The sequence below is a fragment of the Rhizobium sp. 01T444 genome (assembly GCF_056398305.1).
In genome coordinates this window covers 149156-161866 of record NZ_JBFTPD010000010.1, presented here as the reverse complement: position 1 = coordinate 161866, position 12711 = coordinate 149156, and the positions used below count along the sequence as shown (strand labels likewise).

Sequence of the window (12711 nt, the reverse complement as noted above, 5' to 3'; positions counted from 1 at the left end):
TTGCCACATGAACGAGATCAAAATGAATGAGATCAAGAGCAGGCGACCGCGACAGGCCGATATTGCCAGTCTGGCCGGTGTTTCGGTTTCCACGGTATCGCGGGTGCTCGCCAATGAACCGGGCATCAGCGAAAGCGTGCGGCGGCACATTTTAAAGGTCGCTGCCGAACATGGCTATCCGGTGAAGACTGTTTCGGAAAGCGTTCCAGGCGGGCTTGCCCTTATTGCCAGCGACGGGGCAACCGGTGGCCTCAGTGTCTTTTACGAATCGATCGTTGAGGGCCTTCGCGCCGGTGCCGCCGATGCCGGCATGCCTTTCGAAGTGCGGCTCGTGCGAGAAGACCGCACTACGCCTGATGTCGTCGGCGAGTATATGCAGACGGCGGAAGCCGAAGGGCTTTTCCTCGTCGGCATCGATCCCAGCGATACGTTGCGGGCCTGGCTGGAAGAGACAGGAACACCAACCGTCCTCGTCAACGGCACCGATCCGCGCCTGCGCCTCGATGGCGTCTCCCCTTCCAATTTCTTCGGCGCCTACGAGGCGACGAGCCGGCTCACCAAAGCCGGTCATCGCCGTATCCTGCACCTCACCGGCTCGCATCGCCACACGATCCGCGAACGTGTGCGAGGTTTCGAGGCGGCGATTGCCGCGGTTCCCGGTGCCGAAGGCCGGCTCGTTCCGCTCACCTTCCAAGGCAGCGCCAGCCGCGAGGCGCATGAGCGCACGGTCGCGATGCTCACGGAAGATCCCGGCTATACGGCGGCCTTCTGCATGAATGATTTCATTGCCGTCGGCGTGCTCGAAGCCGTCACCGAAGCAGGCCTTCGCGTTCCCGAGGATTTCGCGATCGTCGGCTTCGATGACCTGCCCTGTGCCGTCATGACCAATCCCAGGCTTTCCACCATGCGCGTCGACCGCGCGGCGCTTGGCCGCGAGGCCGTCTCCCTTCTGATCTCCCGCTACCGCGACAGGACCGCTCCCGCCCGCCATATCTGCCAGGCGGTCGTCCCCGTTGCCGGAGGCACTGTTCCTGATACCGACAAGCTGTGAGTGATGCCGATGACCTATGATCCCGCCAGCGCCAATCCGCTTGCAGGCAATCCGCTGAAGACCCGCGCCGACATGATCCGCGCTGTCAACGATCTCTTCAATCCGCTGCTGCCATTCTTCTCCGATGGCAATGCCCGTGTTCGCCTCGATGGCGCCGGCGCTCATTTCGACCGGGCCGCTGCTGATCTTGAAGGTTTCGCACGTCCACTCTGGGGTCTTGCACCGCTCGGCGCTGGCAAGAATGATTTCGCCCATTGGCACCGCTTTGCCGAGGGGCTCGCCAATGGCTGCGATCCGTCCCATCCTGAATATTGGGGCACGGTCAATGCACGCGACCAGCGCATGGTGGAGCTCGCCGCCCTCGGTTTTGCCCTGGCGCTGGTACCCGATAAGATCTGGGAGCCGCTCGACAAGCGCGCTCGCGACAATATCGTCGCCTATTTCAAGCATGTCCGGCAGTTCGACTATGCCGACAACAACTGGAAGTTCTTCCGGATCTTCGTCGATATCGCTCTCGACCGACTCGGCGCCGATTTCGACCGCAGCCTGACCAAGCAATATCTTGAGGAACTCGAAGGTTTCTACATTGGCGACGGCTGGTACCGTGACGGCAATATCCGCCGCGTCGACCACTACATTCCCTTCGCAATGCATTTCTACGGCTTGATCTATTCCAAGCTGGTCGATGACGACTATGCCAAACGCTACCGCGAGCGTGCCGTCCTCTTCGCCAAGGATTTCCGCCATTGGTTTGCGCCCGATGGCGCGACAATCCCCTTCGGCCGCAGCCTCACCTATCGTTTCGCCTGTGCCGGTTTCTGGTCGGCGCTCGCCTTCGCCGATCTGGAGGCGTTGCCTTGGGGCGAGGTCAAGCATCTCTGCCTCGAGCATCTGCGCTGGTGGCGGGACAAGCCGATCGCCAGCCACGATGGCGTTCTCTCCATTGGCTTCGGCTACCCGAACCTCTTGATGTCAGAGAGTTATAATTCTGCCGGCTCACCCTACTGGGCCTTCAAGGCCTTCCTACCGCTCGCCATCGCCGAGGATCATCCCTTCTGGACCGCAGAGGAAAAGGCGCCTGAGCAAACCCCCGAGGTCGTTCCGCAGCGTCATCCGGGCATGGTGGTCATGCGTGCCGGTAATGATGTCGTGGCGCTCTCGTCTGGTCAGGAAAATCTGCAGATGCGCTTCGGCACGGAGAAATATGCAAAATTCGCCTATTCCGCCCGCTACGGTTTCAGCGTCGAGGCTGACGAGCGAGCCTTCGCACTTGGCGCCTTCGATTCCGCACTCGCCTTCAGCGATGACGGCGTGCATTACCGCGTCCGCGAAACCAATGAAGAAGCGAAGATCGCCGGCAACATCCTTTACTCCAGATGGTCAGCCTTCAAGGACGTGAAGGTCGAAACCTGGCTCGTACCATCGGCCCCGTGGCATATCCGCGTCCACCGCATCACAACACCACGCCCGCTGCAGACCGCGGAAGGCGGCTTCGCGATTGCCAAACGCGATCTCGATGCGGACACGCTTTCAGCGGCTGAAGGCTCGGCTCATGCGATCGGCGAGGTGGATTTCACCGGCATCGTCGACCTCGGTTCTTCGATCAAGCGAAACGGCCTTGCTCAGAAGGCGCTGCCGAATACCAACTTGATCGTTTCCAAGACGCTCGTGCCCCAGCTCCGCGGTGAGATTCCGGCCGGCGAAACAGTTCTGGTCGCGGCTGTACTCGCGTTGAACGATCCGGCTGCCGCATCGGGGGCATGGACCGCGCCGCCGAAAGCACCCGATATCGCTGTGCTCCGGAAGCTGGTCAGCGAGAAGGGCGTGTCCGTCAGCGCCATCGAAGCGCCAGGACATATGCCATGAGCCGTGCTGCCATCGTCCTCGCCATGCAGCCTTCCCGCACGGAGCATGTGTTGCCCGAGGCGGTCCTTCACCGGCTGGATGGCATCGGGCGCCTGCTCGATGCCGAACCGCTTCAGCACTTCGACGACGAGCGGGCGAAGCGACTGCTCTCCGAGGCGAAAATCCTAATTACAGGCTGGGGTGCACCCTATGTTGGTCGCGAGGTTCTGGCGCTTGCGCCGAAATTGAAGCTCGTCGTTCATGCGGCGGGAACGGTGAAGGGCCTCGTCGATCCCGGCATTTTCGAGGCCGGCGTCGTCGTCAGTCATGCGGCCGAGGCCAATGCCGTGCCGGTCGCCGAATTCACGCTCGCCGCAATCATCTTTGCCGGCAAACATGTCTTCCGTTTCCGCGACCTCTATGTCGGCGACCGCCATCGCGATCGCACCCATCCGATGCAGCGTGAGGCCATCGGCAATTATCGCCGCACGGTTGGCATCATCGGTGCGTCACGCATCGGTCGCCGCGTCATCGATCTGCTGAAGCCCTTCGATTACAAGGTACTGCTCTTCGATCCGACCATCGATGCCGGTCAGGCGCGCGGAATGGGCGTGTACAAGGTGGAGCTCGACGATCTCATGCGTCATTCGGATATCGTCTCCCTCCACGCGCCATCACTGCCGTCCACCTACCGTATGATCGATGCCGCAAAACTGGCGCTGATGAAGGATGGCGCGACGCTGATCAATACCGCGCGCGGCGCGCTGATCGATGAGGACGCTTTGCTTGACGTGTTAAAGACCGGCCGTATCGACGCCATTATCGATGTGACCGATCCCGAAATACCGGGATCGGAATCGGCGTTTTACGACCTGCGCAACGTCTTCCTGACACCGCATATCGCCGGTGCCGTCGGCCTCGAGCGCACTCGCCTTGGTGAAATGGCAGCGGATGAAGCCGAACGCTTCATCAAGGGCGAGCCTCTGCTCTACCGGCTCACCCTTGAAAACCTGGAAAATACCGCCTGAAGCGTCTTACGACGCCTTCAGTGAGTTCGGCGAACCGTCGTTGGCAAGCTCCGGCATCAGGTCGGAGATATTGACGACCTTGCCGGTGCGCGAGCTCGTCAGCGCCGCGATGCCGCAGAGCACGGATATGGCGCCGGCGCGGGTGCCGGCCCGCTGCGCGAGCTTGTCCTGCATGTCGGGCTTGAAGATCATGTTGCGCATCCGGTCGTCACCGCCGTAATGGCCGCCGGAGAAATGCGGCACCGTGATGCGCTCGACGGCCTCCTTGCCATGCGGGAAGCTGCGGATCAGCAGGATCGTATCTTCCTTCGGCTCTTCCCAGGGCTGTGCTTCATACTGGCGGATTTCGATACGGCCCTTGGTACCGTTGAAGGCGAGGTGATGGCCCTCGATCGGCTGGAACGTGTTCAGTGAATAGGAGACATGGACATTGTTTCGGTAGCGGATCGAAGCGACCATCGTATCGGGAATGTCGATGTCTTCGCGGAAGACACAGCCGTCGCGGAAATAGCCGTCGATCCTTGAGGGATCCTCATAGAGCGTGTCGAGGAAGGGATCCTTTTCGAGGTCGAGGTAATAATCGCATTCCTGCGTGTGCGGACAGAGCTTGCAGCGCGGGCCGCGAAAGGGACCCTTGCGGCCGTAATTCTGCAGGTCGGCAAAAGAGGTCACGGCGTCAGGATCGCTGTCGAGATACCAGTTCAGAAGGTCGAAATGATGCGTCGCCTTGTGAACGAAGAGGCTGCCGGAATTTTCCGTATAGGCATGCCAGCGGCGGAAATAGTCGGCGCCATGCTTTGTGTTGAGATACCAGTGGAAGTCGACTGAGGTGACGCGGCCGATCTCGCCGGAATTCAGGAGCTCCTTGATCTTTGCTGCCGTCGGCGCATAGCGATAGTTGAAGGAGACGTCGACCCGGCGGCCGGTACGCTTTTCGGCGTCCAGAATCCGGCGAATCTTCTCGACTGAGGTGGTCATCGGCTTTTCGGTGATGACGTCGATGCCGGATTCCAACGCCCGCACCACAATATCGTCATGCGTATGGTCGGGCGTACAGACGATAACGAGATCCGGCTTCTGCTCTATGAGCATCGAATCGATGTTTTCATAGAGCGGTGCATTGCTGCCGATCATGGTGCGGGCGCGCTCGCCGCGCAGAGAATTCTTCTCGACGATCGCAGTTAGGTCGACATGCTCGCGCCAGCCGGCCAAGAGTTCCTTGCCCCACATCGTGGTGCCGCGGTTACCGGTGCCGATCAGGGCAAAACGGCGTTTCTCCATCGAATGATTCCTCCTTCATACGTGATGAAACGATTGGACTTTAGAGCAATTCCAGCAAAAGTGTGCAGCGGTTTTGCGTCCGGAATTGCGTGAAAACAAAGAGATAGAGCATGTCCGTGTTTCGAAGAAAAACGGACATGCTCTAGAATCAGACTTGGCAGCAGCTCCTGAAGCGCTCGACGCAGGTGGCGATCACCTCGTCGGCCGGACGCTTCCACCAGTTCTCAGCCGAGAAGATTTCGACCTCCTGCGCGCCGAAGAAGCCGGCGGCTTCCACCATCCGTCTTATGCCTTTGAGATCGATGACGCCATCGCCCATCATGCCGCGGTCAAGCAGCATGTCCTTGGTCGGCACCAGCCAGTCGCAGATGTGATGGGCAAAGATGCGCTTCATCCGTCCAGCGCGGGCGATCTGGTTGGCCAGATCGGGATCCCACCAGACGTGATAAACATCGACGGCGACGCCGACATCCTCGCCGAGTTGCTCGCACATATCGAGCGCCTGGCCGAGCGTGTTTACACAAGCCCGGTCGGCCGCATACATCGGATGCAATGGCTCGATCGCGAGCTTCACGCCCGAGGCCTGCGCATGCGGTAGCACGGCGGCAATGCCGTCGAACACCATCTGGCGGGCCGCGACGATATCCTTCGAACTATCAGGCAAACCGCCGACGACGAGCACGAGGCAATCGGCCGAAAAGGCTGCCGCCTCGTCGATGGCGCGTCTGTTGTCGTCGAGGTTCTTCTGCCACTCGGCTTCGTTCGCTGCCGGAAAGAAGCCGCCGCGGCAAAGCCCGGTCAGCTTGATGCCGTTCGACTTGACGATGCGCACTGCCTCGTCGAGGCCGGCCTTGGCGACCTGATCGCGCCAGGGCGCGATCGAGGTGATGCCGTGTTTCAGGCAGATATCGACGGCTTCGGCAAAGCCACATTGCTCGCGGATTGTCGCAAGGTTGATCGAAAGTCCTTCGACCTGCATGTCATTCCCCTCCCATTGCCATGCTGACGTTCAGTGAACGCCGTGGACGGCAAGCACCTGCTTCATGCGATCAGTTGCAAGGTCCGGATCGGCCAGAACCCGGGCCTTGTCGGCCAGGCGGAAAAGCTCCGCCAGATGCGTGAGCGAGCGCGTGCTCTGCTGGCCGCCGATCATTGTGAAATGATCCTGCAAGCCGTTGAGATAGGCGAGGAAGACGACGCCGGTCTTGTAAAAGCGGGTCGGCGCTTTGAAGATGTGGCGCGACAGCGGAACTGTCGGGTCGAGCAGATCGAAGAATTCGTGGTTGCTCTTACGGCCAAGCGCGTCGAGTGCGGCCGAAGCCGCAGGCGCGATGGCGTCAAAGATGCCGAGCAGCGCATCCGAATGGCCCTGCTCGTCGCCGGCAATCAGTTCGGCGTAGTTGAAATCATCGCCAGTGTACATGCGCACGCTCTTCGGCAGCTGCCGGCGCATCGTGACTTCCTTCTCCTTGGAAAGAAGCGAGATCTTGATACCGTCGACCTTGGCGGCATTGGCTTCGATCACCTGCAGGCAGGTTTCCATCGCCTTCAGATGGTCGCCATTGCCCCAATATCCCTGAAGCGCCGGGTCGAACATTTCGCCGAGCCAATGGATGATGACAGGTTCTTTTACCTGGCGAAGAATGCGGTCATAGACCCTGACATAGTCATCCGGCCCCTTGGCGGCGGCGGCCAGTGCCCGGCTTGCCATCAGGATGATGCGACCGCCGGCAGCTTCCACCGTTTCGATCTGCTCTTCATAAGACCTAATGATCGTATCGATGGTCACGTCGGGGCCGGGCGTCAGATGGTCGGTGCCGGCGCCGCAGGCAATCAGCGCGTCCTTGCGTCCGGCTGCTTCGCCAAGCGCGCGGCGGACCAGCTCACGGGCTTCCGGCCAGCCGAGGCCCATGCCGCGCTGTGCAGTATCCATCGCCTCGGCCACGCCGAGGCCGAGGTCCCAAAGCCGATGGCGGAAGGCAAGCGTCCGTTCCCAGTCGATCACCGGTGTCAGCCACGGATCATTGTCGGCGAGCGGATCGGCCACCACATGGGCGGCGGCAAAGGCGATACGCGGGAAGCTCTTGGCGTCCCGCTTCTTGAGTTCGATCGGCGTGCCGGTCAGTGTATAAGGAGCGATCTTGCCGTCGAGGGGAAGATTGATCGTCGTCACGGCTCAGAACTCCAGCGTGGGAACGTCGAGCCAGCGGCGCTCGGCCCAGGATTTCAGGCCGAGTTCTGCAAGCTGCACGCCCTTGGCGCCGGCTTCCAGGCCGTAGGGCCAGGGAGCATCTTCGACGACGTGGCGAATGAACATTTCCCACTGCGCCTTGAAGCCGTTGTCGAAGACCTGCGTATCCGGCACTTCGTCCCAGGTCTTGTAGAAGTCGATGGTCTGCGGCTGGTCAGGATTCCAGACAGGCTTCGGCGTATTGACGCGGTGCTGGCTCCAGCACTTGGTGAGGCCGGCAACGGCCGAGCCATGCGTGCCGTCCACCTGGAAGGTCACGAGGTCGTCGCGACGAACGCGTACGGCCCAGGAGGAATTGATCTGCGCGATCGCGCCGCCTTCCAGCTCGAAGGTCGCATAGGCGGCATCATCGGTGTCGCAATTATAGGGCTTGCCCTGTTCGTCGATACGGCTGGGAATATGGGTCGCGCCCAGGCAGGAAACGGCCTTCACCTCACCGAAGAGATTGTCGAGCACATAGCGCCAGTGGCACAGCATATCGAGTATGATGCCGCCGCCATCGGCCTTGCGATAATTCCAGGACGGGCGCTGCGCCGGGACGCCCCAGTCGCCTTCGAAGACCCAGTAGCCGAATTCGCCGCGCACTGAGAGGATCTTGCCGAAGAAGCCGGAATCGCGCAGCAGCGCCAGCTTGCGCAGGCCAGGCAGGAACAGCTTGTCCTGTACCACGCCGTGCTTGAGGCCCGAAGCACGCGCCTCGCGCGCAAGGTCGATCGCGACCTGCAGATCGTCGGAAATCGGCTTTTCGCAATAGACATGCTTGCCGGCATCGAGCGCCTTGGTGAGAAGCTCGGCGCGCATCAGCGTCGTGCCGGCATCGAAGAAGATGGTGTCATCGGGATTGGCGAGCGCGGCATCCAGATCGGTCGACCAGCGCTTGATATTATGCTTGCGGGCAAGCTCCTCCATCTTCGCGCCGTTACGGCCGACGATGATGGGATCGATTTCCAGTTTTTCGCCTGATTTCAGCGTGATGCCGCCTTGATCGCGGAAGGCCAGGATCGACCGAACGAGGTGCTGGTTGTAGCCCATACGGCCAGTAACGCCGTGCAAAATGATCCCCAAACGTGCCATTTTTCCCTCCCTGGAAGCTTTTATGCGTCGGGAGCGGGCAGTCGGGCCCGGCCCTCCCGAGCCGGTAACTAAACAGTTACTTGATGGCAGAAGAGGAATATTGCTGTCAATAGCCAATTCGGTTTTTTGAAAATCAGCGCTTTATCGAGGCGAGCGTGACGTGAACGATATGTCGTTCCCAGGCTTCGAGATTGGCAGGCGTAATGAGATCGCGGCCGAAGATCGTCGAAAGTGTGTACTGGTTGGAGAGGTAGAAATAGCCGAGCGAGGCGATCGTCAGATAGACATGCAGTGGGTCGGCGGTCTCGATGAAGACACCCACCTTCTTGCCTTCTTCCAGTACCTGTGAAAGCTCGCCGATCAGATGCGAATGCAACTCCTTGAGCCGCACGGACTGGCGCAACCAGCGGGCGCGGTGCAGGTTTTCCGTGCCGAGCAGGCTGAGGAACTCCGGATGCTGCAGGAAGTAGCGCCAGGTGAAGAGGGCAAGTTCCCCAATGCCCTCCTCAGGGCTGCGGGTGCCGATGTTCAGTGCGCGTTCGGCAGTGCGGATGCTGACATAAGCCTCCTCCAGCACACGCAGATAAAGCTGCTCCTTGTCGCCGAAATAGTGGTAGAGCATGCGCTTGTTGGTGCCGGCACGCTCGGCGATGGAATCGACACGCGCACCACCCATGCCGTTTTCGGCAAATTCCCGCGTCGCGGCTTCAAGAATGGCCGCACGGGTACGCTCCGGGTCGCGTTGGGCGGTTCGCTCGGCGGACGGGCGCTTGATTTTCTTTTTTGCGCTCTCCCCGGTGTCGTTCATCAGATTTCCCCTATTTTCCCATGTTGCGCTGATAAGGCTTAGGCGGAAGAATGTAAAAACCCGATTTTGCAAACGCAACCGGGCCACCAACACCGCTTGACAGCCCGGAGGCTTTGAACATAGCTTGTAACCAATTAGTTATTTGTTGCAAGATAGCTAGTTAGGAAGCGTGTGGAGGCGCTTCCTATTGGGAGGAGGAAAACCAATATGTCTTTTCGTGTAAGCAGACGTAATTTCATGGCGGGTGGAGCAACGCTCCTTTCGCTGTCAGCGCTCGGAAACAGCGCTTTTGCCCAGGAAAACCGCCTGCGCCTCATCTGGTGGGGCTCTCAGCCGCGCGCGGACCGCACCAACAAGGTCTCCGACCTTTTCAAGACGAAGAACAGCGGTGTTTCGATCACCGGCGAATTCCTCGGATGGGCTGATTACTGGCCGCGTCTCGCCACGCAGGTGGCTGGCCGCAACGCCCCCGACGTCATCCAGATGGACTACCGCTATATCGTCGAATACGCCCGGCGCGGCGCTCTTGCCCCGCTGGAGTCCTATATGCCGTCGAAACTGCAGATCGATGATTTCGATCCGGCACAGATCGAAGGTGGCAAGGTCGATGGCCACTTGTACGGCGTCAGCCTCGGCGCGAATTCGGCGGCCACGGTCATCAACACCGTCGCCTTCCAGGAAGCCGGCATCGATGTGCCGACCAACAAGACGACCTGGGAAGAGTTCGGCAAGATCGGTGCCGAAATCACCAAGGCCGGCAAGCGCAAGGGCTATTTCGGCTTTGCAGATGGCAGCGGCGGCGAACCGCTCTTCGAAAACTATGTACGCCAGCGCGGCAAGGCGCTGTACACGGCCGATTCGAAGATCGCTTTCGGCGCGGACGACGCCGCGGAATGGTTCGACATGTGGGCCAAGTTCCGCGAAGCCAAAGCTTGCGTAACGCCTGACATTCAGGCGCTTTACAAGGATACGATCGACACCAGCCCGCTGACCCTTGGTAAGGCTGCCTGCGATTATGCCCATTCCAACCAGTTCGTTGGCTATCAGGCGATGGTCAAGGACAAGCTGATGCTCAGCAACTACCTGCGGATCAAGCCGGACTCGAAGGGCGGCCACTATCGCAAACCTTCGATGTTCTTCTCGGTCTCTGCACAGTCGAAGGTGATCGATCAGGCTGTCGATTACGTCAACTTCTTCGTCAAGAACCCCGATGCCGCCAAGATACTCGATGTCGAGCGCGGCATTCCGGAATCGAAGGCGATGCGCGAAGTCGTCGCCGGCACGCTCGATGAAACCGGCAAGATCCCGCTCGAATATGTCGCCGGTCTCGGCGATCTCGCCGGTCCGCTTCCGCCCCCGCCGCCGACCGGCGCCGGCGAAGGCCAGGTCGTGCTGCGCACCATCTCGGAGCAGGTAGCTTTCGGCCAGCTTACGCCGGCCGATGCCGGCAAGCAACTCGTGGATGAAATCACGCGAATTCTCGCGCGGGGTTGATCTCATATGACCAATGCGATGCGCACGTCCGCAGGGACGGTAACCGTGGAAAGATATCAGGGAGTAAAGGCTGACGGACGCTTTCGGCGCCTGTGGAATGCCAATGCTCCTGGCTATCTCTTTCTGCTGCCGTGGCTGGTAGGCTTCTTTGGCCTCACGCTCGGCCCGGCCCTGATTTCGCTCTACCTCTCCTTCACTGACTTCGACATGTTGAGGGCGCCGGGTTGGGTAGGGGCCGCAAATTACGTGCGCATCGCAACGGCCGATCCGAAATTCGCATCGGCCATGTCAGTCACGCTGACCTATGTCGTGCTGTCGGTTCCGTTCAAGCTGACCTTCGCCCTGCTCGTCGCTCTGGCATTGAACAGGGGTCTGCGTGGGCTGCCGATCTACCGCGCGATTTTCTACCTTCCGTCTCTTCTCGGCGGCAGCGTTGCGATTGCCGTGCTGTGGCGCCAGCTCTTCGCCAGCGATGGCCTCGTCAACGCCGCGCTCGCACAATTCGGCATCGTCGGCCCGAGCTGGATCTCGCATCCAAGCTATTCGATCTATACGCTGGTGGCTCTCTCCGTCTGGCAGTTCGGCTCGCCGATGATCATTTTCCTGGCCGGTCTGCGGCAGATCCCGCAGGATATGTATGAGGCCGCAAGCCTCGATGGCGCTTCGAAATTCCGCCAGTTCTACAAGATCACCCTGCCGCTTCTCACGCCGGTGATCTTCTTCAACGCCGTCGTGCAGACGATCGACGCGTTCAAGGCCTTTACGCCGGCCTTCATCATATCCGGCGGTACGGGCGGCCCGATCAATTCGACGCTCTTCTACACGCTCTATCTTTATCAGGAAGCCTTCGGCAATTTCCGCATGGGCTACGCCTCGGCGCTCGCCTGGATCCTCGTGGTGATCATCGCGATTTTCACCGCCTTCTCCTTCCTGACCTCGCGCTACTGGGTGCACTACGATGACTGAGATGACCGCTTCCGTCACCGCGGCCAGGCCGCCATCGGACATCACCAAACGCAGCCTCCCGGCTTCGATCATCATCCATGCGCTGCTGATCGCCGCCTCACTGCTGATGCTCTATCCGCTCCTGTGGATGGTGTCGGCATCGGTCAGGCCGGAAAATGAAATCTTCTCGTCGACCTCGCTCATCCCGTCGTCGGTCGATTTCTCCTCCTATGTGCGCGGCTGGACCGGACTCGACATCACCTTCGGCCGGTTCTTCTGGAATTCGCTTGTCATCTCGCTGCTGGTCGTGGCGGGCAATGTCATCGCCTGCTCGCTGACGGCATTCGCCTTCGCACGGCTGCGTTTTGCCGGCCGAAATTTCTGGTTCGCGATCATGCTCGGCACGCTGATGATCCCCTATCACGTGACGCTCATCCCGCAATATGTGCTCTTCCTCGACCTCGGCTGGGTCAACACCATCCTGCCGCTGGTCGTGCCGAAGTTCCTGGCAAGCGACGCATTCTTCATCTTCCTCATGGTGCAGTTCTTCCGCGGCATCCCGCGTGAACTCGATGAAGCGGCGATGATGGACGGCTGCAGCGCCTGGCGCATCTATTGGAAGATCATGCTGCCGCTGTCGCTCCCGGTTCTGGCGACGGCCGCCATCTTCTCATTCATCTGGACCTGGGACGATTTCTTCGGTCCGCTGATCTACCTCAACGACATGAACACCTACACGATCCAGCTCGGCTTGCGCACTTTCGTGGACTCCACCAGCGCATCGGACTGGGGTGGATTGTTCGCCATGTCGACGCTGACCCTCGTGCCCGTGTTCTTCTTCTTCCTGTTCTTCCAGCGCCTGCTGATCGAAGGCATCGCCACGACCGGCATGAAGCGTTGATGGATCGGGCAGGAAAGCCAGACAGGGAAGAAT

Annotated in this window: 11 protein-coding genes; 6 read left to right on the top strand and 5 right to left on the bottom strand. The window is 60.3% G+C overall.

Features of this window, described 5'->3' with window-relative positions; translation table 11 throughout:
* The first annotated feature begins 22 nt into the window (after nt 1-22).
* From AC1DTN_RS16265 to AC1DTN_RS16255, 3 genes are read left to right on the top strand one after another with little or no spacing between them, the layout of a single operon-like run.
* Nucleotides 23-1051 carry a LacI family DNA-binding transcriptional regulator gene (locus AC1DTN_RS16265; RefSeq protein WP_477921729.1) on the top strand — a complete coding sequence of 343 codons (1029 nt, stop codon included), beginning with the start codon at nt 23-25 and terminating at the stop codon, nt 1049-1051.
* Between the two features lie 9 nt (nt 1052-1060).
* Nucleotides 1061-2917 carry a DUF2264 domain-containing protein gene (locus tag AC1DTN_RS16260; protein ID WP_477921728.1) on the top strand — a complete coding sequence of 619 codons (1857 nt, stop codon included), beginning with the start codon at nt 1061-1063 and terminating at the stop codon, nt 2915-2917.
* Entirely contained in the window at nt 2914-3924 is a 1011-nt protein-coding gene (locus tag AC1DTN_RS16255; protein ID WP_477921726.1) for a hydroxyacid dehydrogenase, read from the top strand. The genes AC1DTN_RS16260 and AC1DTN_RS16255 overlap by 4 nt, the downstream gene beginning before the upstream one ends.
* A gap of 6 nt (nt 3925-3930) precedes the next feature.
* Here AC1DTN_RS16255 and AC1DTN_RS16250 read toward each other — a convergent pair whose 3' ends face one another.
* From AC1DTN_RS16250 to AC1DTN_RS16230, 5 genes are all read right to left on the bottom strand, one after another.
* Nucleotides 3931-5205 (bottom strand): Gfo/Idh/MocA family protein, encoded by a 1275-nt coding sequence (locus AC1DTN_RS16250; protein WP_477921724.1) that lies wholly within the window; start codon nt 5203-5205, stop codon nt 3931-3933.
* Nucleotides 5206-5353: 148 nt separating this feature from the next.
* Nucleotides 5354-6184 (bottom strand): sugar phosphate isomerase/epimerase family protein, encoded by an 831-nt coding sequence (locus tag AC1DTN_RS16245; protein WP_477921722.1) that lies wholly within the window; start codon nt 6182-6184, stop codon nt 5354-5356.
* Nucleotides 6185-6214: 30 nt separating this feature from the next.
* Nucleotides 6215-7378 (bottom strand): dihydrodipicolinate synthase family protein, encoded by a 1164-nt coding sequence (locus tag AC1DTN_RS16240; RefSeq protein ID WP_477921720.1) that lies wholly within the window; start codon nt 7376-7378, stop codon nt 6215-6217.
* A gap of 3 nt (nt 7379-7381) precedes the next feature.
* Nucleotides 7382-8530 carry a Gfo/Idh/MocA family protein gene (locus tag AC1DTN_RS16235; protein ID WP_477921718.1) on the bottom strand — a complete coding sequence of 383 codons (1149 nt, stop codon included), beginning with the start codon at nt 8528-8530 and terminating at the stop codon, nt 7382-7384.
* Between the two features lie 133 nt (nt 8531-8663).
* Nucleotides 8664-9338: a TetR/AcrR family transcriptional regulator gene (locus tag AC1DTN_RS16230; RefSeq protein WP_477921716.1), complete on the bottom strand. Its 675-nt coding sequence runs from the start codon at nt 9336-9338 to the stop codon at nt 8664-8666.
* 207 nt (nt 9339-9545) lie between these two features.
* Between AC1DTN_RS16230 and AC1DTN_RS16225 the strand changes: the two genes are divergently transcribed.
* From AC1DTN_RS16225 to AC1DTN_RS16215, 3 genes are read left to right on the top strand one after another with little or no spacing between them, the layout of a single operon-like run.
* Nucleotides 9546-10832, top strand: coding sequence for an ABC transporter substrate-binding protein (locus tag AC1DTN_RS16225; protein ID WP_477921714.1), 1287 nt, complete (start codon nt 9546-9548; stop codon nt 10830-10832).
* A 6-nt stretch (nt 10833-10838) separates the two neighbouring features.
* Nucleotides 10839-11798 (top strand): carbohydrate ABC transporter permease, encoded by a 960-nt coding sequence (locus AC1DTN_RS16220; RefSeq protein WP_007814102.1) that lies wholly within the window; start codon nt 10839-10841, stop codon nt 11796-11798.
* A complete protein-coding gene (locus AC1DTN_RS16215; protein WP_376776552.1) occupies nt 11791-12678 on the top strand; it encodes a carbohydrate ABC transporter permease in 888 nt (295 codons plus the stop codon). The genes AC1DTN_RS16220 and AC1DTN_RS16215 overlap by 8 nt, the downstream gene beginning before the upstream one ends.
* Nucleotides 12679-12711: the final 33 nt, after the last annotated feature.